Below are 20,740 nucleotides of genomic sequence, written 5' to 3' on the forward strand. Positions count from 1 at the left end.
AATAGTTAAAGCGTTCTCGACTATTGACCATGATTAGACTCCTTTTCTTTGCTCTGGGTTAAAAGAAACATCTGCATCTTATTTAATTGTGGCATTTGTTTATTTTGAGGGCTTTCCTTCCGTACACTTGCAACGGGTGAAGTTGAATTATTTGAAAAAGTAGTAGTTGCAGTCCAAGCATTTGCACTCGACTCACTTCTTTTCTCAAACTTTCTCTTGATCCGTTTGTTCTTATATCTGGAAGATTTAGGTTTACCTTTCTGGGCATCCTTTGTTTTGATGAGTCCTATTAGGTTTAACTTTTTGGCCACCGCATCCAACTCGCCCTCTATTTGATTCCTTTCCTTGTTTGCCTTTTTAAGCTGATTTTTCTTATAATCCATAATGGTTTTTACGTCATCAAAATGTAGCCCTTCATATTCTTTGAATTTTTCGGTTAAGAAAAGTTGCTCTTCTTTCCCATCTTTGAGCTTTATAAATACACTACTGCAATTACGTGGATCGTAACTCACTGTTACTTCCTTCTCACCCTCGATTTGCTCATCTTCAAACCATCCACTGTCTTCCCCACGTTGACTGGCGTAGCCCATTTTCTTCAACATCACACCAGTTCGAGTAACCCGACACTTTTCCTTAGGAAGTAGCGCATGACGAATCAAAGCACGTGGCTGCTCTTGAAGAAGGTTTTTTTTCATGCCCCAATTCCATATCGCCAACGGTGTTAGTTCAACATTGTCTATAAATTTTTCCTTAGTCACAAGGTACTCTTCACTTAAAGCTTTTTTATTAAATTCCAATACAAACAAAATCACCAATTGTGTAAATGCTTGAAAGGTAAACACCGCTTTGTCTCCAGGGTTTCTATCCCCTCTCTCCCTATGTTCTTTATGCACACCCCCCAACATGATTTCTTTTATGCGCATACAAAAGCCTCTGAATTGCTGTTCGATATAAGGCTTTAAGTCCGCACGGTAAGAAGGTGGATTCCCAATACGAACGTTAAGAATTCCTAGATTGTTGGAATTTCTACTTTTCATTTCTCCACGATCACCAACAATATATCTAGGAAGATGTTTGGCAGGCCAATCTTCCTCTGATATTGGAATCCCATGTTGAGCACAAAATACCACTTTATCGGTTGAGGCATTCTCTAATGCAACCATCGCCTCTTCCCATGATGGGTTCTTACATACATGCATGCCGGTTATTAATCTGCTTTCGACATCTTTAACAAAATAAACATGAGGTCTTCCAATTTCAGTTTTATGATCTATCGATAGTAATAAGCCATCTGCAGGCGTTGAATCAATTTCGTAATATTCCCCAACTCCTTGGACATCACTGCTAACAGACTTGAGAAGAGACCTAGAGCTCATTTCTGCCTTTCTTACTCCGAATTTAGCTACTGCTTTTTTCTTTTTGTTGTGCTCTGAATGGTACCAATAGAGAAACTGACGATACGAGGGTCCGCCGGCAATTGGAATCAGTTCTCCATACTTTCGGTAGTGACCATCTGGGTAATAGTCTTGGCACATATGCTTATGAGTTGCTTTTAGGTTCATCCCTAGATCTGCGTGGTATTCCTTCAATGCTTTCTTAAATATTTCTTTTTCTTCGCTTGTCACTACAAAATCATTACCATCTTTGGGCTTTGGACCGGAGTTTTTACTTCTCCTCCTTTGTTGAGATGGAACACCAACATCATGATAGTCATTTAAAAGACCATTTATGTTTTTTCCATAAAACCAATATTTTCGCAATAATGTATAGACCCAATTTGGCTCTTTATTGAAGGTCTCTGCTGCCTCTTTCACTAACTTTCCTCTCAGCTCCCGAATATAAATATCAGGTTCTTTACTTACAATGCTCTCAATGATTGCGAATTTCTCGTCTCTTCTTTTCGAGTATTTACTGAGGTACAATTCATCCGGGACTATTAAACGAAGGTCAGGATCTACAGACTCGATAGTAACTGCCTTGTCTTCTAATTGCGTAAGTAAGTCATTATATTGTCGAAAGTGAGGAAATGGTACTTTCTTTTTGTCATCTATATTAATTAGCACCACTTGTGAACGATCGGGAGCTATCCATAAAACACGTTCTAAAGACCTCTTTTTGACCAAATCCACTTTATTGAAACTAATAATTGAGTTTTGATAAATCATTAGTTCACCACCGTAACTTTTTTGGGTAGGTCTAAGGATAATGGAGCACTTTCACGTATCCGAACGTTCATATCGGCTATCCAACGTTTATTTGCAAGCATGTGTTTAACCATAAACATTGAAGTCCCCGGCTCAAGACCAATATGAGCATCACACTTTAAACAACTCTTGCTAATTGATATGGCAGTACCATTTTTTCTAAGTCGTTCAAAGATTGGTTTAGCAACCATTTCAACCACTTGACTATCCAAGCCTGGGCGAATGTCGGGACGTTTTGCATCATGTAACCAGTCAATATTTTTGATGAAATTAATCGGCCTTCCTGTGTCATACACCACTTTCCAATGAAGCCCATTTTCCTGATAAAATCGTCTCTCAATTTCAAACAATTCAAGCGTTCTTTTGGAGAGTTTGTAAGTCGGTTTAACCGTTCTAGGAAGTTCAATCTCTAAATCCTTCCTGTCAATTGACGTCAGCATAAAATCCGAACTTAAAACAACATCATGTCCATCCAAATGTGGATGTCTGATATTTAATTTACGTGCAATTCGCTGGGTTTCTTCAATAGGAAGTGGATATTGTTCACGTATGTCTATAATTGGTTCAGCCCATTCCTGCATAAGAAGATATTGAAATTCATATTTAGAGAGCGTATGATGTATCCGATTTGAATGCCAGCCGGGAGTACGAGTTAACCACCCTTCAGAAGCTACCTTGTTATCGTTGGCTTGGATAAAAGGTATGTAATCCTCCCCCCTCCCTTGTCCTCTCCCGTCCTTGAGTCTATTAAAATGTGTTTTATAAATTGAATTCTCCATGATCTCAACTCCTAAGATAAAATAAAAGACGCACAACATTTTCGTTATGCGTCTCTCGATGTATTCATTCTAAGAAATTATTAACCCATTATAGTTATCTTCAATCTCAATGGATGATTTTTTATTAATCATTCAAACAGCCTCTTATCAGTATCTATTTAATAACATAAGCATTATCTTTTTTTTGAATATTTATTCCACGCAAAAAAATATCAACAGTGATGATTTCGGAGTAACTTCTAGTAATAATCATTACATGAAAAGTTTTATGACGAGGCTTGATGCAATTACAAAACCTCTTGGATGTACTAATTGGAGTGTATGCTTAAGTACGCCAATGTACGGTGACTTTTTTATGCTCAGATAATCCAGTTATACGAAATATTAATGCTGTTAAACGGATTTTCAGTTCTCATGTATGGATTTCTAAATACAAAAATAGTTTTCCTTTGAGCCAAAGGGTGGTGATGTGAGGACGATTCGAAGACTACCTTCCCCAGTTGGCTGGGTACCAGATAGTACGTTTGCTGTGCAGATGAATAGTTGAGCATCGATGTATGCTGAAAGGTATGTTTTTTCTAAAGATGAAGACTTTCTATGGTGTGATCATAAGGTAATGTATGTACAATAGAAGGATATAAACAAAGATTAAGCAAAAAAAGAGTATAAAATGTATGGTATTTTATTTACGAAAAAACTTTAGAACAAGGTTATCTGTTGTAGAAATTTAATTGAAGACTAAGTACATTTTGTTTAACTAACGACGATAGTCCATAAAAAATCGGCAGTCATGGACTTTATTTTCTCGTCCATGACTGCCGATTTTTCTCTCATTGAGGTCATTCCAATACTTTTTATGAAGTCTGACCGATTTCACAACTTTTCATCATTATTTATCCCGTCTTATCAAAGTATGTTTATCTTCAATTCTTTGAGTTTATTCGACTTTTCAAATGCCCTATGAAGATCTGATTAGGATCAGAAGAGTCGAATTCTCGATTTACGGCTTTATCAAGAAAGTCAATTTCCTTAGCAAAATCGTAAGCATTCGGCCCAAACCCCCAACTTCTCTTAATCGGTCTATAGTATTTGATTAAAATCTCTTTAGCACGATCATCCTCATGTCCCATAAGTTTAAGTTCACGAATGACTTCTTTAATATAGGGTCTATTCAGCATGTGTCTCGAATTGATCATGAAATTACCACCCGTTTATTTTGAGTTAACGCCTCTGTGAATAAGATTCACTTTTAATTTATAGTATCACTTAAATTACGATATTTAATTCTTAATTCCCATAAGAATCACTCCAAATAAAAGACTTCTTTCAGTGGATACCCACTAATAGAAGTCTTTAAGTTTTTATGACATTACGATTGTCTAAGAGTATTTAATCAATTTTACTCAAGTGTTTATTATACTTTCGATAGCTTCAACTGCTATGTGATCGATCTGAGCTGCAGGGTCATACGTCGTAAGGCGCACTAATTACTTGGCTAATCAACAAAATTCCCTCACTAATTGAAAGCCTTAGATGTTATGAATTTGCAAAATGCAACGATACGATTGTTTCATATCCTTATGGTGAACAACACACTTTTGACTTAGCCATAGATTCATTAAGCAACTGAATAGAACGAATCACAGTTTGGCGCTCAAACTCATTCATATGCGAAAATACTTCCGTTAAATATGAATTCATTTGTTGATCAATCGTTTCAGCAATAAACATTCCTTCAACGGTTAGGGAAAGGACATAGATACGACGATCACTAGGATCTGGTGTCTTTTGTACAAGCTTCATTTTAACTAAACTTTGGATCTGACGGCTAAATGTTGTAATATCTGTTCCAAGTGTATCGGCTACTTGTTGGATGTTAGGATTATGCTGTTTATCTATTTCATATAGGATGTGGCTCTGTATGGGAGAGATATCAATTCCACCAGCCGTACAACATACTTTATTCAGTACTCCAAATCGCCGAGTCATAATCTGAAACATATCCCGCAAATTTTCCAAGTGACTTCCCTCCTGTCCTTTCCCTTAGTTATACTTTAATTATTTGCAATTTGCAAGTATTACATAATAGAATTTAACAGCAGCTAGATCCTTCATTCAGTATCACTAAATTCTCTTCATCTAAATCTATAATAATGTTCTTTAAGACAGTAACTGTCTCTGGCTCTATCACAACTTGAATATCATTAATGATTTGAACCTGATCCTCTATTTTCGCATCATCCAATGCAAAGTTTACATTTGGACCACAACATCCTGAACTTGTTTGGGATATACGAAGGATCTTTCCTTCATTATCTTTCAAGATGTTCTCAATGAATACCTTAGCACTATCCGTAATCTTCATAGCTTCTTCCTCCATTTCCTTTTTAGCTTGTTACTAATTGTTTAAGTGCTTTATAACCAATAATCTCTTGATTTTGCATTGGAATAACAGCAAATTTTCCATTGGATGTATCATTCACGCGCTGAATCCATGGTTGTTCTCCCAATGCTCTTGTGTGAAGAATTGGATCTTGGGTATGCGTCATGATCATACTCTGGTTCACGACCCACCACTTTGGCGTAATCCCAGCACGTTGTAGATCCACAGACAATCGTTCTGCCTCATAAACCGGTGTTGTCTCTGCAAGAGTTACAATAACAATACTTGTTTCTTGTTCATTCCGTAATCGAGGTAATAAGTTTTGAACAGATACAGGGACTTCACCTGAGGAATTCGCAATTTCTTTATGATAAGATTCGGTAGCATCGAGTAGAAGAAGTGTATGACCTGATGGAGCTGTGTCAATAACGACAATCTCATCGTTCGCACGCTCAACGATATTAGCAAAAGCACGAAATACTGCAATTTCTTCGGTACACGGAGAGTTTAGTTCTTCTTCTGTATATGCAACACCTTGCTCATCCATGGTTTCACGTGCTCTTGTTAGAACTTCATCTCTATATTTTTCAACTTCTTCTTTTTGATCAATCTTACTCATTGAGATAAGGGACTTAATATCTTCATGCATAACATAATCCAGATGAGCAGCTGGATCTGTTGTTGTAAGATGCACCTTTTTACCGCGTTCTGCTAATCCAATAGCGATTGCACTAGCTACCGTTGTCTTACCAACGCCCCCTTTACCCATCGTGAAAACAACTCGTTGATTACGCTCCATAATATCATCAAGAATGTTCGTCAGATGAGGGTAATTAACGTCATTAAGTTCCGACGTGTGGTCTGGGATCATTTGAGTTTCATCAAAAAGTTTACGCACATTTCTAACACCCGTAATATTAAACGGAACCAGTGGGACAGCCCATGTTGGAAGTGATTTTAATACTTCTGGGATACTATTTAAAGCTGTTTCTTGACGAGAAGCAAAAGCTGCAGCAGTATCATCGGATAACATAGGATGATTCAGTAATCCGTTAATGATAAGCATTTGATTACGAATACCCGTTTCAGCTAGTTCTTTTGAAGCACGAGCGGCTTCTTCTAGTGGTGCAGGATCTGCTCTTGTGACGAGCACTAACGACGTTTGTTTGGGATTAGATAATACCTTAACCGTTTGCTCGTATACATCTTTCCGTTCATTTAGCCCAGCAAGCAATCCCATACTTGTGGTTCCTTCTGTACTATCCTCTAAGAACTCATTCCATGCATTGGGTAGTTGCAGCAATCTTAAAGTGTGTCCAGTTGGTGCTGTATCAAAAACGATATGATCGAATTCAGCTTGGATTTTCTTATCCGTTAACAGTGTAGAAAACTCATTAAACGATGCGATTTCTACTGTACATGATCCGGAAAGTTGTTCCTCCATTTGTTGAATGACCACATCAGGGAGCTTCCCACGATAGGGACCAACTACGCTTTCTCTATATTCTTGAGCCGCTTGATCAGGATCTAAATTTGCAACAAAAAGATTTTGAACCTCAGGTATTTCCTTGTAATGCATATCTAATTGCGTATTAAATACATCTTGTAAATTGGATGTAGGATCTGTGCTTACCAATAGAACTTTCTTTCCTCGATCTGCTAAGAAAATAGCTGTTGCACATGCTGTTGAGGTTTTACCAACTCCACCTTTGCCAGTGAAAAATAAATAAGGTGTAATATCAATTTTATTAACATCAAATAATGGAATCATCTGTAGTACCTCCTAAGTAGTTTTAATTATTTTCCTTTGATTTGAATATTCACCGTTTGTTTTTTTAATATCTCTTCGACGGAAATATTAAGCCATTCTGCAAGCTCTTCATTAGATGGGAAATCATGAGTTTTAACTACTTCTCCATTAACTAGCGTAATCGGTAGATTATTTAAATCAGCATCCATTAGCCTCTTTACTTGTTCATTAGAATTAAATACTTCTGTATGGCTTAATAAACTATATCTGTTAATGTCATATCCTTTTACAAATAAATTATTAGCAGCTGCAGAGAAACGATTGGAATTCATTTTAGCTTTGGGATCTGTAACGTTGGTTGAACAACATCCCCCTGAATCAAACACATCAATTTTTTTCATGGTAGTGGTCTCCTTTTTCGATTCAAATCAATGATTTAACCATAAATACCAACAACTAATTCTCATCGGTAGGACAACAGCACTTATCTTCGGATTGATAACAACACGATTGTTCATTCTTGATATTTACATTTGGTTGGGTATCTGGACAACAAGTTTCATCTGTTTGCTTCACTGAATCATTAGTCATTACTTTCACCTCCTAAGTTCGGTTCAGTTAATTATTTGCATTATGCAAATAATTAACGAGAAAAAACAAACAAGATTTCTTTTCAGAGCATTCATATAAACCTAAAAAATATAAAATCGAATAATTTAGTTCCTTATTGATATTTTCATTATAGTGTTTTTATTTGCATTTTGCAAATAATATATCTAACCACTTCTTACCATCAATAAAATTTGTTAAGAAGTGATTTATTGTTTTCCAAGGAACCGTGTTATATGTTGTACAACATATTTAGCATCTGCCCCTACGCCTCGTATCGTAGCTGAGGCAAATGAGCGTTGATTAGCCAACCCTACATAATACAGCCCCGGAACTTCCGTGCTCACACCGGCAACATGCAGAGGTTTGCCATCCATAGCAAGCGCACCAGTCTGATGAAGAAACGGAATATTAGGACGATAGCCCGTAGCAAATATCACACTGTCTGCGGGTTCCCTATCTCCATTCGCCCAGATGATACCTTCAAGATAAAAACCAGAGAACATTTGTTTTTGATTCGGATTGCCGTTGTCTATTTTCTTACGGTATCCACCAAGGTCGAATACTGAAATGGGACTTGGAGGTTCCTTGCCGATTCGATAGAAAGGAAATGTGTCAACTCCAGTCATCTTCAACCAGAAATGAAGATCAAGCCCTAGAAATCGTTGACGAGTAAATTTGACTGGATGTTGAACAGCTAGAGATACGGTGGCATAATCAGCCAGTTCTACTGCGATTTGAACGCCCGAGTTTCCCCGTCCCACAACGATAACACGCTGCTCACGAAACGGTTCAGGTCGTTTATATTCGGACGAATGAAGAAGGTTTCCTTGAAAAGATTCAGTTCCAGGAAGATTAGGAATATATGGACGATGAAAAGAACCCGATGCGCTAATAATCGATTTGGTTCGATATCTCTTGCCATTTAAAGTTATGATATCAAAGCCGCCATTGACAGCTTCGACTCGTTCCACTTTGCTATTTACCATTAATGGAAGTTTGAACTTTTCAGCGTATACACGTAGATAGGAGATAACCTCATCACGTAATGGATACTCGTTTAAATCTTTTGGGAAAGCGAAACCTGGTAATGACGAATATCGTGCAGGAGAAAACAACTTAAGGCTATCATAATATTGTGGCCAAGCCCCCGCCGGCTGATCACCGGCTTCCAAGATCATGAAATCCAGTCCAGCCTTTTGCAAATGATAACCGGATGCGAGACCCGCCTGCCCACCACCAATGACAATGGTATCTAAAACTTTGGACATAGATGTTCATCCTTTCTTTTTAACCGAGAATGTAGTTAACAGCAGTTATTCTTATTTAACGCATAGATCAACAGTTCTAGGCTCTCTGTAACCTGCTCCCGTTTGTTCTCCGGTATATCATTCATAATCTTTCCAAAGTATGCATTAAGAACAGCACTAATTTGTTCATTTAAAATCTGTCCCTTGGTTGAAAGCATCAGCTTCACATAACGCCTATTGTTCGGATCAATAATTCTTTCAACCCAATGATCTGCTACTAAGTTATTTACCGTTCTGCTCATGGTGCTTTTATCCAGATTAAGTACATTAGCCAGATCTATAAGTGAGATTTCACCTGCAAGCCCAATTTCCATAACAGCGTGGCATTGTCCGATCGTTGCTCCGCAACACATGAGTTGTGTTTTCTCTAGAGCACCAATGTTTTTATCGAAAGCTCTCATTAAATTCCTAAGTAAATCTACATTTTCCATGGTTTCACCTCAATAATGAATAGAGAAATATTACGAACCTTTGACCCCTTTATACAGGCTATATCCTATCTTGCCATCAAGCACAGCTTTAAAGAAAATCTTCTCGTTCTCCATGACCTTAAATACACCTTTAATTCCATGCTTCTGCACAATCCGTTTCAAGGTTATCAGTCTTTCGGGTAATGTAAGCAGCTTCGAATGATGCTTAACATCTCGATCTTTTCTAACCTTCCAGAATTTTTCCGGTTGTGACCATTCTTTATACTCCGCAATAATGTTAACGACACCCGATTTTCTCAGCATTTCATTCCATTGCTCAAATTCCAAAGGAGTCGTTCCGTACCTTTCAGCTAGTTCTTCCTTCTCATTTTCCGTCATTTTCTTTTTCCAGATGGATTCATGGATCACTATGGTACCACCAGGTTTCACAACGCGCACCATTTCATTCAGAACCTGTTCAGAATCATCCGGGATTCCAACCGCACATTCGTTAATTACAACATCAAAGGTATCATCATCAAAGGGTAATGCCTGAGAATCTCCCTGACGGAAAGAGACACGGCCCGTCATACCGGCCAACCTAGCAGAGTTCGAGGCGGACTCGATCATTTTTAGGGAGATGTCTAATCCAGTCACCTGAACCCCATAGTTCTCTGCATAAAATATTGCTTGAGTTCCTCTTCCACTGGATACATCCAAAACCCGCATCCCCTGTTTAAGCTCTGCAATCTCTGCAGTGCGTTTAGTTAAAGCAAAGCCTCCAGGATGCAGTGTTTCAATTCCACTAATTTCAATGGCATCCTCAATGGTTGGTTGATGTATTCCTTTTCTTTTCATCTTCATCCCTCCCGCTAAAATGTAACACACAACTGTTGTATTTTACAACAATTAAAATAAAAAAAGACTATCTCCGTTTGGAAATAGCCTATTACATGGTAAAATTTTATGATTTCGACGGGTAAAACCCTCTCAACACATCACGCATTTCTTGCTTGATGTTGATGTCTGGACGTTTTTCTTTGGCCAAAGCTTCCGCTTCTTCCACAGTAGAAGCCATTTCTAGTTCAAGTAAAACTCCAGTGGCTACTGTTCCTGTGCGATTACGCCCACCTGCACAATGAAAATACACCGTCTTTCCACTGTTCACTGCGTCTGTAACTGCCTGAATAGCTGCTTTCACATAAGACCCTTGACCTGCTTCATCCTCTACGATTGGGAAGTGATGACGGGTTACTTCGGCGGGAAAGCCTTCTGCCTCCGTTCCGTTATCTCTCAGATCAAACACATCTGTAATCTCATTATCTTTAAGGGCTTCAAGCAAAGCGTTCTCTCCACCAATATATACTTTATTCTCGATAAGTGCGTGGTAATTTGCCATAATTGCTCTCTCCTGTCGGCTTAACAGCATTCGCTGCCGCCACTCATAGTTAGTCCTGCGCCTTGCTCGTCCTCTACAAAATCAAGGACAAGTCCGCTGATTTGGTCAGCCACCCGGGAATCTGCCGCAATTTGAATATGATTTACTACACTCACCGCATCATTTTCTTGCGGCTTCTCAAACGACAATTGGTAACTGGGTCCACAGCATCCTGCCCCGGAATATGCAAACCGCAAAGTAGAGACGCCTGCCTCCTTCATCATGTTCTCAATAAACTGCTTCGCTTCATCCGTAATCGTCATTTTTCCTCATTCACTCTCTTTCCTATCTTAAGATACTTTCCCGTCAAAGCTTTCAATTGTTCATACCCTGTAATTTCGTCCGGTTGCCAAGGAATGATTGCCGCATGACCATTAGAGATTTCTTCAACCTTACTAATCCATTGTAGCTCGGCATGAGCACGCCCATTTAGGACTTTATCATTTGTTCCTGCAGCAGCAAAGCTTTGGTTGATGGCCCACCATTTTGTTGGAATGCCGGCACGCTCCAAATCACTTTCCAAACGAGAGGCTTCATAAAAAGGCGTTGCCTCCGCTAACGTGACGATTACGACACTGGTTTCCTTCGAATTACGAAGACGAGGGAGCAAATGTTGAACGGAATCTGGTATCAATCCAGAGGAACGGGCAATTTCTTTATGATACTCCTGAGTTGCATCAAGCAATAATAGGGTGTGCCCTGTCGGCGCCGTATCAATCACTACGATTTCCTCTTCTGAATGTTCAACCAAATCAGCAAAAGCCCTAAATACAGCGATTTCTTCTGTGCATGGCGATCTTAAATCCTCTTCTAGAAAAGCGAGTCCCTCATCATCTAGCGATTCTGAATTTTGTTGAATGACTGCAGCTTGGTATCTCTCCAGTTCGATTTTGGGATCGATCCGACTGAGTGTGATGCAATCAGAATTCTCTCCAAACACATACTCTAGATGGGCGGCAGGATCTGTCGTACTGAGATGAACCTGGTGTCCACGTTCTGCAAGCCCTACAGCAATCGCAGAAGCTACTGTGGATTTCCCTACGCCACCTTTACCCATTGTAAAGATCACCCGAATACCACTTTCCTCCAGATCATTAATCAAACCACCAAGATCCGGAATGGAACGGTCAATCTCCACGGCAGTTACTTTTTCAGTAGATGCCAACGGAGCCGATTGAAAGAGATTACGTAAGCTTTCAAGCCCGGTCACGTTAAATGGAGCTAATGGAATAACATAACTCGGCAGTTCCTGGAGTTCAGCCGGCATTTGTTCCAAAGACCGCTGCTGTCTGTTATAAAACCCTTTAGATACAGGGTCCTCTTCGCTGTGTGATAACAGCAAACCATTAATGACCAGCATTTGGTTCTTGATACCTGTTCCCCGTAGTTCTGACGATGCACGTGCCGCTTCCATTAGTGGAGATTGTTCCGGACGGGTAACCAGAATTAGGGTCGTCATTTCACCATCTGATAAGGTGCGGACGGCTTCGTTATATAGTGTTTTTTTGGATTCCAATCCAGCCAGAGGCCCCAGACAAGAAGCACCATGCGTACTTTCATCCAAAAATCCACTCCACGCCGATGGTAATTGTAATAAACGCAGTGTATGACCTGTAGGTGCGGTATCAAACAGAATATGATCAAATTGAGACTTTAATTGTTCATTAGTAAGCAGCGTCGTAAATTCATCAAAAGCTGCAATTTCAACGGTACATGCACCGGATAGCTGTTCTTCCATAGTGATGATAACTGAATCAGGTAGGACACCACGATATGGAGCGACAACTTTCTTTTTATACGCTTCCGCAGCTGACTCTGGATCTAAATTTGCGACAAAAAGATTAGGTACACCCTCAATTGCGACTGGTTGATTGGACAACTCCCGGCCGAAGACATCTTGCAAATTAGAGGCTGGATCTGTACTTACGAGTAGAACCCGTTTACCGGCGTCCGCTAAAGTAACCGCTGCTGCACATGCAGTTGAGGTCTTTCCAACGCCACCTTTACCTGTAAAGAAAAAGTATTGCGTTTTCAGGATGGTATGTGGATCGAACCGAATAGACATGTTGACCCTTCTTTCGTTTATTGTGACTTCACTTTTAGTTCTAAACGCACTCTAGGCTTCATTGTAAGTTCAGAAGCCGAAATCCCTGTCCAGTTCTCTAACTCTTCATTAGTAGGATAACCTTGTTTCTTAACGACCTGACCATCTACCATAATTACAGGCAATACATCTGGACCTTCATCAGTCAGTAATTGTTTAACAACTTCATTCGCAACAAAAGCAGCCGGCTCACTGGACAAGTTATAACGGGAAACATTGACGTCCCTTTTCTTCAGGTTATGCACCACTGCAGAGATCCGAATTAATTCCGGATCAACACTCGGACCACATACTCCTGTGGAACAACACATCGCTGGATCATAGATTTCAATAGAGTTCATATACTTAAGCTCCTTTCTGTAGAAAAAAGCCGGGATTTCTCCCGGCTGGACTATTCCTTATTCGCCGGTTTCAGCAAATCGTTTAATTCGTGCTCCGACCTGATCACGGACCTGCTGGAATACAGCCCATTTCTCTTCGTCAGTTCCTTGCGCTTTCGCAGGATCATCAAATCCCCAGTGTTCCCGTTTCACTTTTGGAGGTGTAATCGGGCACTTATCAGCAGCGTCTCCACACAAGGTAACCACCAGATCAGCGTTATTTAATAGCTCTGAATCAATAATATCGGATGTCTGAGAAGTGATATCAATACCTACTTCATTCATAGCCTTCACCGCTTTAGGGTTAAGACCATGTGCTTCGATACCTGCACTGTAAATATTCCACTCATCACTGAGGTATTTCTTTGCCCAGCCTTCAGCCATCTGGCTCCTGCAAGAGTTTCCAGTACACAAAAAGTAAATTGTTTTCTTTTCCATGATAGATAATCTCCTTTATATTGAAGGTAATAGTAACTATATTTTTGATGCTTTGTTTAGGCAGCAGGTTTCGGTTTATTAAAGTACTTCTTTCCGAACCATAAAGAGACGTTTACAAGCCCGATAAGAACAGGCACCTCAACAAGCGGTCCGATAACAGCGGCAAATGCCGCCCCTGAATTTAATCCGAACACACCGATGGCCACTGCAATACCCAGTTCAAAATTGTTGCTGGCTGCAGTAAAAGAAAGTGAGGCTGCTACCGGATAAGAAGTTCCCGCTTTTTTGGACATCCAGAAGGACAAGAAAAACATAATGACAAAGTATATTAATAACGGTATAGCGATTCTAACGACATCCATAGGTAGCTGAATCATTAAATCTGCTTTAAGTGAAAACATCAACACGATTGTAAATAAAAGGGCAATCAAAGTAAGAGGACCAATCTTTGGCAAGAAAACCTTCTCAAACCAAGCCTCACCCTTTGTCTTCAGTGCAATCACTCGCGTCAATATTCCAGCTGCAAATGGAATACCCAAGTAAATCATTACGCTTTCCGCAATTTGCCCCATCGTAATATCAACGACTGCTCCCTGTACGCCAAACCATCCGGGCATTACAGTGATGAACAAATATGCAAAGACGGAATAAAAAATAATTTGGAATATGGAGTTAAAAGCTACTAAACCTGCTGTATATTCCGGGTCGCCTTTTGCCAGATCACTCCATACGAGAACCATAGCGATACACCGAGCCAAACCTATCATGATCAAACCGATCATGTATTCCGGCATATCGCTCAGAAATAAGATGGCTAACAGAAACATTAATACTGGACCGATAATCCAGTTCTGCACCAAGGAGAGCAGTAGGACTTTCCAGTCCTTAAATACTCTTCCCAGTTTCTCAAACTTCACTTTAGCTAGCGGTGGATACATCATCAGAATCAATCCCACGGCTATAGGAATTGAAGTCGATCCTACCTGCATCTTCGATAAACTTTCCGAAAAGCTTGGCACCAAAAAGCCGATCAAAATTCCAATTCCCATTGCCGCAAAGATCCATAAGGTTAAATAACGATCCAAGAAAGACAACTTCTTTTCTCTTTGACTCATAGTGATCAATCTCCTTTGATAAGTTTTCCTTATCACTTAGATCCTTGTACGTATATTAATTACAAGAAATTCTAAGACCTTTCTTATCGAGCTCTTCCAATTCATGATCTTGTGAAGGAACAAAGTTCAGCAATTTCTGAATTAACTCATTATGATTACTATTAGAATTGATCGAATAAAAAATCCATTGACCCTTCCGATTTTCCTTTACCAGACCTGCATCCTTTAGTTTGCGTAAATGCTGACTGACAGACGGTTGACTCGTTTTGAAAACTTCGACAAGTTCGCATACACAGCATTCTTGCTTCTCCAACAGTTTCATCATGGTAAGCCTCGTTTTATCCCCCAAAAGCTTTAATACCAATGATATTTCATCCAAATCATCTAGAGAAAAACTCATATTCCGTTCCTCCTTTTCCTCCATCATTATATAACCATATGCTTATATAAGCAATAGGTAATATACAAATCAGCATCTGCTTAGTCCTTTGTGAAATTAAATCATTCGATTAATCACAATCAGCTTCAGTATAGTTCTCTTTTAACAAAGACAGCAACGTCTGAGTATCGGGTAAGGTATCTAGAACGGTTTGAATAAAGGGTTTATCATCCATATCAAGTGAATAGTATACCCATTGTCCACGTCTTCTTTCCTTAACCATTCCCAGCGCCTTTAATTTCCTTAAATGCTGGCTGACATTGGGCTGAGTCATATCTAAGATTCCCGCTAGATCACACACACACCATTCTTTATCTTTCAGTAGTCCCATTATTGTGAGTCTGGTTTTGTCACCTAATAATTTCAGTTTTTCAGCCATTTCCATATCGAACATATACACAGTCCCCTCAAGAATACGAACAAAATAATATATAATCATATATTATTGTTTGATTCCTTCAAAATCAAGAAAGGCTATTTCTGTAGGTACATTAGCTTAATTCAAGAACATCTATATATTCTAATGATTTGTCTTGGATAATCGTTCAATAAACCACTTCTTTTAAATTGTTCATCCACATGTCCACAACTGAATATACGATGATACTACACCCGATATCGATAAAGATTTTTATTCGTTAACTGGTATGTTCATTTCCTTCAATAGTGCAATAACTTTCTGTTGAATTTCGTCCCTTGCAGCTCTTACGTCTCCCAGATGGCCGTTAAGTGTTAGCGGATCAGTAACATTCCATTGAATATTTTTGATGGCAAAGGGAACGATTGGACATTTTTCATTGACTTGTTCACATAACTTTATAATGACTTTCGATTGCATAAACGTTTTCATATCAATTGTTTTTGAGCTTTTGTTTGAAATATCAATTCCTATTTCCTTCATGACTTCAATGGTATATGGATGGATATCTCCGGATTCAAGTCCGGCACTTTCAGCGACCACATGATTACCACCATAATGTCTGGCAAAAGCCTCGGCTATTTGACTTCGGCAACGATTCTGGATACAAAGAAAATAAAGACGAATTGGTTGTTGCATCTTCTCAGCCCCTTTCTATTTGTATATAATTATATAATTAAATTGTTATATTTAAATCGTACTTTGTGTTAACGCAATGTAAAACAACAGTATATAATTATTCTATAATCCTGATTTGGCAATCTGAATTTTTCCAATTATATTTTGCAACTTTTAGAATTATACTATTTATGAGGTTTAAATAGACACCTGATGCTAATGATTGAAGACGCATACCCTATCTCTCCTTCACAAAGAGCAACGGTAGTTACAACCATAAATCAGCAAATGACTTAAATTCAGAAGGAGTGTTCAGATATGTCTACACTCAACGTTCGTCATGCAACATTACAGGATTTGAAAAGTATTCTTCGGATTTACAATCAGGGTATCGAAGATCGGATTGCTACACTTGAAACCGAGGAAAAAGATTCGGCTTTTATGGAGGGATGGTTCCAAAATCACCGAGGTCGCTACAGCATTTTAGTAGCTGTAAGAGAAGACGAGGTGATAGGCTGGGCCTCTCTTAACCCCTATTCCCATCGGTGCGCCTATAACGGTGTTGCAGACCTCTCAATTTATATTGATCGTCACTTTCGTGGACAAGGTATAGGAAATACCCTCCTAGAAGTCTTGGAAAAATCTGCACTGGAACAAGAATTTTATAAAATTGTACTATTTACCTTTCCATTCAATCAAGCAGGTCAAATGTTATATCAAAAAAGGGGCTATCGGCAGGTTGGAGTTTTTGAGAAACAAGGAGTTATGGATGGAGCTTTTATAGATGTGTTGATTATGGAAAAACTGTTGTAATCAACAAAAAATATAATCATATCTCTGCTTTGAATAGGTCTGTCTATCAACTACTTTCTGTGTAAGTAAAGCCGATATTCTCATCGAATGATAAATGAGGTGTTACAACATGAGCTTAAATTTTTTTGATCACCGTGAAATAATTGCTAAAAACTTGGTAACCTTCCTTCGGCAGAAAGGTTATTCCAAATTGTCTTTATCTAAACTAACAGACATCTCCCGAGCTACCATAGATCAGATTATCAAAGGAAAATGCCTAAACTCCATGGAGTATAATAAGCAAATTGAAAAGATTAATATAACATTTGAACTTTCAGATAACTATTTTATAACCCCTCTCATTTCTATAAATCCAATAACGTATACTTACTCAGATCAGTGTGCTGACCCAGAGAAAAGTACAGAAGTTAAAGAATTGTTGGATGGCTTGAATAACGTTCTTGATATTTATTCTCTTTACTTAAAGTAAGTAGGTGATTATAAGCAAAAAACGCATTGAAAATCTAGACGAAACCATTGGACGTTTTTTTGGAGATTAACGCGTAACGTTAGTACTTGTGATCCTTGAAGATTTATTCCATTAATCGGCTTGATTCCAGAATCAAAAGATCCAACCTCGACACTCGTCGGGGATGGATCTTTAATTTTAGGTAAAAGCAAGCTTTTGCTATTTTATTATCATTACAGGACAATGCACTCTTTTTACAACCTTATGGCTGACACTTCCTAGAACCATCTCTTGGAGCGCATTTAATCCCCGGCTTCCGATGATAACCATCTCCACTTTTTCCTTATTGGCATATTCAATGATTGTCGGGCCTGGTTCTCCATGCAGAATCTTTAATTTATAAGCAACATTTCCTTGCTTCAGTATTTCTTCGACAAGCGCCAGCTTTTGCCGTCTTTTGAGTTCTAGCTCTTCTCTGCCTTGGGTATGCAGAATTTCACTCTTCGATTTAGAGAAGTCGGCAACGCTAATCACATCTATCTGGCAGCCTGGTGTTAAAGATACCAGCTTTACCGCTTCTTTGGTCGCTCTCAGCGAATTCTCTGACCCATCTACAGCTAATACGATCCGGTTATACATCCTTCATTCACTCCTGAAGTCAAATTAGTGGGCACTTAACTTTGCATTGGCATCATTATAAACAGCCAGTTTATCAACGATCTTTTGGCTTGAAGAATTCAATCCTTTAATTTCAATCCTGTTATTGTTCTCCCGGTATTTAATGACTACCTTGTCAATCGCTCCAACGGCTGAGTCATCCCAAATATGAGCGTTTGAGAAGTCCACTACAATATCGGAATCCGTTACTGTGAAGTCAAAGGTATCCACAAAGCCGTCTACAGAGGCAAAAAACAGCTGACCTTCGACTTCGAATATGGTTTTCGCTTTTTCCACGCGTTTCCGGACTTCAATATTGGAGATTTTGGATACAAAGAAGACCGCACTCAAAATCACCCCGGCGATGACACCTTTGGACAAGTCATGGGTAGCCACCACGATAATAACCGTTACGAGCATCACCGCTGCGTCGGTTCTTGGGGCTTTTAACAGGTAAGTAAACGAGGACCAGTCAAAAGTACCAATGGATACCATAATCATAATGCCTACCAGGACAGGCATTGGAATTTGCACCACCCAATCGCCTAGTACAAGAATCAAGAACATCAGGAACGTGCCCGCCACCAAAGTTGATAGCCTTCCTCTTCCGCCTGATTTGACGTTAATCACCGATTGCCCGATCATAGCGCATCCAGCCATACCGCCGAAGAAACCGTTGATTACATTCGCGATTCCCTGACCTCTGGCCTCCCGGTTCTTATTGCTGTCCGTTCCTGTCATATCATCCACAATAGAAGAGGTTAGCAGCGATTCCAGCAGGCCGACAATAGCCAGTGCAATGGAATACGGGAAGATGATTTTCAGTGTCTCCAAATTAAACGGAATATCAGGAATAAAAAAGGATGGCAGCTCTTGCTTAATAATACCGAGATCCCCCACTGTGTTCAGGTTAACCCCCGTGAAAATGGCTATTACCGTCAATACAAGAATGGCAATCAGCGGAGCAGGAACCGCCTTGAAAAATAAGGGAACAACATATACAATGACTAACGTGATCCCGACAAAAACATACGTCATCCCGTTAATTCCCCAGAAGTGTGGTACCTGGGCCATGAAAATCAGGATAGCCAAAGCGTTGACAAACCCAATCATAACCGGTCTCGGAATAAACTTCATCAGCCTGGCAATCTTGAGAACACCGAACACGAGCTGGATCACTCCAGTCAGTATCGTTGCTGCAAGCAGGTACTGAAGCCCATGCTCCTTGACTAGCGGAACCATAAGCAATGCCATGGCTCCTGTAGCTGCCGATATCATACCTGGCCGACCGCCTACAAAAGCAATAATGACCGCTATACAAAAGGACGCATAAAGGCCAACCATAGGATCAACACCGGCAATAATCGAAAATGCGATGGCTTCCGGAATCAGCGCCAATGCCACGACTATCCCTGCCAGAACATCTCCCTTCACATTAAAAAACCAGTTTTGTTTTAGTTTCTCAATCACTCTGTTTCCCACCTCTTATTTTTCGGCACTGTAATCTTAAAGATGACAGGCCGGTTTTCTACAAACAGTTTAGCATCAATCTTCCCATAATGGAACCTTTTAGAAACAAAATTTTGTGGTATGATAACGGCAGGTTTATAAAGTAAGGAGCGTACAAAATGCGTATTGGATATATGAGACCTTATCAAGACGATTTGAATTACGAAGCACAAACACAAATGTTAACCTCTTTCTCATGTGATACCGTTATTGTTGAAGAACACGCCTCAGCGAAGCGGCGAACCCATCTTAACCATATGATGAGCAATTTAAATCCTGGAGATACCATCATAGTTGCTAAACTATTTGCCTTTGCGGATTCCACCCGCCACCTTGTGGAGCTGCTTGAGGTTCTGGACAGTCAGCAGGCTTATATTTACTCCATAACGGAAAATATAGACACCAGCAAATCTGAAGGGTATTCATTTAGTGATATTGTGAAGCACCTGGTAGAGTTCCAAAGTGATGTGATTAGCGAAAAAACCAAAAGAGGACTCTTTGAAGCGAAGCAAAAGGGGAATGTTCCCGGGCGCCCCCGAAAAGCTGATGAAAACGTGGAGAAAGCGATCTTTATGTATCAGTCCAAAAAATATACACTCACTGAGATTAAAGAACAAACGGGAATCAGCAAATCCACCTTGTACCGGTATTTAGAGAACTAATTGACTTCGGTGATCGATAATGAACATTGAACTCATACATTACTTCGATCTAATTAATTTCTGAATAAGGTGTTATTACTCCAGTTCAGCATTTTCTTTTCATCTCTTCATGAAAAAATCATATTGATTGTTCACACTAAATACATCTACCCTGAAGTGAAATATGTTAGAACTGGACGGTATACAAACACATCCGAGCGAATTTCAGAGGTCTATCCTGATTTTCGCTCGGATGTGTTTAGTATTGAGAGGCAGA

General features: G+C 39.5%; 24 protein-coding genes. 3 read left to right on the plus strand and 21 right to left on the minus strand.

The genetic code is table 11. From position 1 onward, the window contains the following. Window positions 1-20 precede the first annotated feature (20 nt). From ACDZ28_RS04575 to ACDZ28_RS04665, 19 genes are all read right to left on the minus strand, one after another. Entirely contained in the window at window positions 21-2,165 is a 2,145-nt protein-coding gene (locus ACDZ28_RS04575; protein WP_052414749.1) for a Mu transposase C-terminal domain-containing protein, read from the minus strand. Next, window positions 2,165-2,983 (minus strand): heteromeric transposase endonuclease subunit TnsA, encoded by an 819-nt coding sequence (locus ACDZ28_RS04580; RefSeq protein ID WP_042131150.1) that lies wholly within the window; start codon window positions 2,981-2,983, stop codon window positions 2,165-2,167. The genes ACDZ28_RS04575 and ACDZ28_RS04580 overlap by 1 nt, the downstream gene beginning before the upstream one ends. Window positions 2,984-3,906: 923 nt before the next feature. Beyond that, window positions 3,907-4,179 (minus strand): hypothetical protein, encoded by a 273-nt coding sequence (locus ACDZ28_RS04585; protein ID WP_042131151.1) that lies wholly within the window; start codon window positions 4,177-4,179, stop codon window positions 3,907-3,909. A gap of 382 nt (window positions 4,180-4,561) precedes the next feature. Beyond that, on the minus strand, window positions 4,562-5,002 hold the full coding sequence (locus tag ACDZ28_RS04590) for a MarR family winged helix-turn-helix transcriptional regulator (protein WP_042131152.1): 441 nt from the start codon (window positions 5,000-5,002) through the stop codon (window positions 4,562-4,564). 73 nt (window positions 5,003-5,075) lie between these two features. Beyond that, a complete protein-coding gene (locus tag ACDZ28_RS04595) occupies window positions 5,076-5,348 on the minus strand; it encodes a hypothetical protein (protein ID WP_052414750.1) in 273 nt (90 codons plus the stop codon). Between the two features lie 22 nt (window positions 5,349-5,370). Then, window positions 5,371-7,137: an arsenical pump-driving ATPase gene (arsA, locus tag ACDZ28_RS04600; protein WP_375104125.1), complete on the minus strand. Its 1,767-nt coding sequence runs from the start codon at window positions 7,135-7,137 to the stop codon at window positions 5,371-5,373. A gap of 26 nt (window positions 7,138-7,163) precedes the next feature. Further along, window positions 7,164-7,517 (minus strand): arsenic metallochaperone ArsD family protein, encoded by a 354-nt coding sequence (locus tag ACDZ28_RS04605; protein ID WP_042131154.1) that lies wholly within the window; start codon window positions 7,515-7,517, stop codon window positions 7,164-7,166. Window positions 7,518-7,934: 417 nt separating this feature from the next. After that, the gene (locus tag ACDZ28_RS04610; RefSeq protein WP_375104126.1) at window positions 7,935-8,996 is read right to left on the minus strand and encodes an FAD-dependent oxidoreductase; all 1,062 of its coding nucleotides are present in this window, start codon (window positions 8,994-8,996) and stop codon (window positions 7,935-7,937) included. A gap of 35 nt (window positions 8,997-9,031) precedes the next feature. Continuing rightward, a complete protein-coding gene (locus ACDZ28_RS04615; RefSeq protein WP_197069718.1) occupies window positions 9,032-9,436 on the minus strand; it encodes a MarR family winged helix-turn-helix transcriptional regulator in 405 nt (134 codons plus the stop codon). A gap of 60 nt (window positions 9,437-9,496) precedes the next feature. Then, entirely contained in the window at window positions 9,497-10,303 is an 807-nt protein-coding gene (locus ACDZ28_RS04620; RefSeq protein ID WP_052414751.1) for a class I SAM-dependent methyltransferase, read from the minus strand. A 106-nt stretch (window positions 10,304-10,409) separates the two neighbouring features. Continuing rightward, window positions 10,410-10,844, minus strand: coding sequence for a dual specificity protein phosphatase family protein (locus tag ACDZ28_RS04625; RefSeq protein WP_042131157.1), 435 nt, complete (start codon window positions 10,842-10,844; stop codon window positions 10,410-10,412). A gap of 20 nt (window positions 10,845-10,864) precedes the next feature. Beyond that, on the minus strand, window positions 10,865-11,146 hold the full coding sequence (locus tag ACDZ28_RS04630) for an iron-sulfur cluster assembly accessory protein (protein ID WP_042131158.1): 282 nt from the start codon (window positions 11,144-11,146) through the stop codon (window positions 10,865-10,867). Next, entirely contained in the window at window positions 11,143-12,948 is a 1,806-nt protein-coding gene (gene arsA / locus ACDZ28_RS04635; protein WP_042131159.1) for an arsenical pump-driving ATPase, read from the minus strand. The genes ACDZ28_RS04630 and arsA (ACDZ28_RS04635) overlap by 4 nt, the downstream gene beginning before the upstream one ends. Before the next feature lie 17 nt (window positions 12,949-12,965). Next, the gene (arsD, locus tag ACDZ28_RS04640) at window positions 12,966-13,328 is read right to left on the minus strand and encodes an arsenite efflux transporter metallochaperone ArsD (protein ID WP_042131160.1); all 363 of its coding nucleotides are present in this window, start codon (window positions 13,326-13,328) and stop codon (window positions 12,966-12,968) included. 57 nt (window positions 13,329-13,385) lie between these two features. After that, a complete protein-coding gene (arsC, locus tag ACDZ28_RS04645) occupies window positions 13,386-13,805 on the minus strand; it encodes an arsenate reductase (thioredoxin) (RefSeq protein ID WP_042131161.1) in 420 nt (139 codons plus the stop codon). Between the two features lie 56 nt (window positions 13,806-13,861). Continuing rightward, a complete protein-coding gene (gene arsB, locus ACDZ28_RS04650) occupies window positions 13,862-14,920 on the minus strand; it encodes an ACR3 family arsenite efflux transporter (protein WP_042131162.1) in 1,059 nt (352 codons plus the stop codon). Window positions 14,921-14,975: 55 nt separating this feature from the next. Further along, a complete protein-coding gene (locus ACDZ28_RS04655; protein ID WP_042131163.1) occupies window positions 14,976-15,320 on the minus strand; it encodes a metalloregulator ArsR/SmtB family transcription factor in 345 nt (114 codons plus the stop codon). Between the two features lie 109 nt (window positions 15,321-15,429). Continuing rightward, entirely contained in the window at window positions 15,430-15,753 is a 324-nt protein-coding gene (locus tag ACDZ28_RS04660; RefSeq protein WP_375102297.1) for an ArsR/SmtB family transcription factor, read from the minus strand. Window positions 15,754-15,990: 237 nt separating this feature from the next. Next, on the minus strand, window positions 15,991-16,416 hold the full coding sequence (locus ACDZ28_RS04665; RefSeq protein ID WP_042131164.1) for an arsenate reductase ArsC: 426 nt from the start codon (window positions 16,414-16,416) through the stop codon (window positions 15,991-15,993). Window positions 16,417-16,713: 297 nt separating this feature from the next. Between ACDZ28_RS04665 and ACDZ28_RS04670 the strand changes: the two genes are divergently transcribed. Both ACDZ28_RS04670 and ACDZ28_RS04675 read left to right on the plus strand, forming a co-directional pair. After that, a complete protein-coding gene (locus ACDZ28_RS04670) occupies window positions 16,714-17,208 on the plus strand; it encodes an arsinothricin resistance N-acetyltransferase ArsN1 family A (RefSeq protein WP_042131165.1) in 495 nt (164 codons plus the stop codon). 109 nt (window positions 17,209-17,317) lie between these two features. Continuing rightward, entirely contained in the window at window positions 17,318-17,677 is a 360-nt protein-coding gene (locus ACDZ28_RS04675) for a helix-turn-helix transcriptional regulator (RefSeq protein WP_042131166.1), read from the plus strand. 198 nt (window positions 17,678-17,875) lie between these two features. On the opposite strand, the gene ACDZ28_RS04680 is transcribed toward ACDZ28_RS04675, so the two are convergent. Together ACDZ28_RS04680 and ACDZ28_RS04685 are read right to left on the minus strand one after the other, a co-directional pair. Next, window positions 17,876-18,295, minus strand: coding sequence for a universal stress protein (locus ACDZ28_RS04680; RefSeq protein WP_042131167.1), 420 nt, complete (start codon window positions 18,293-18,295; stop codon window positions 17,876-17,878). 24 nt (window positions 18,296-18,319) lie between these two features. Beyond that, window positions 18,320-19,783 carry a SulP family inorganic anion transporter gene (locus ACDZ28_RS04685; protein WP_081954204.1) on the minus strand — a complete coding sequence of 488 codons (1,464 nt, stop codon included), beginning with the start codon at window positions 19,781-19,783 and terminating at the stop codon, window positions 18,320-18,322. Window positions 19,784-19,941: 158 nt separating this feature from the next. Between ACDZ28_RS04685 and ACDZ28_RS04690 the strand changes: the two genes are divergently transcribed. Continuing rightward, complete coding sequence (locus tag ACDZ28_RS04690) at window positions 19,942-20,484, plus strand: recombinase family protein (RefSeq protein ID WP_042131169.1); 543 nt, start codon at window positions 19,942-19,944, stop codon at window positions 20,482-20,484. The last annotated feature ends 256 nt before the right edge of the window (window positions 20,485-20,740 follow it).

Source organism: Paenibacillus sp. RS8 (genome assembly GCF_041956825.1).
Taxonomy (GTDB): domain Bacteria; phylum Bacillota; class Bacilli; order Paenibacillales; family Paenibacillaceae; genus Paenibacillus_AQ.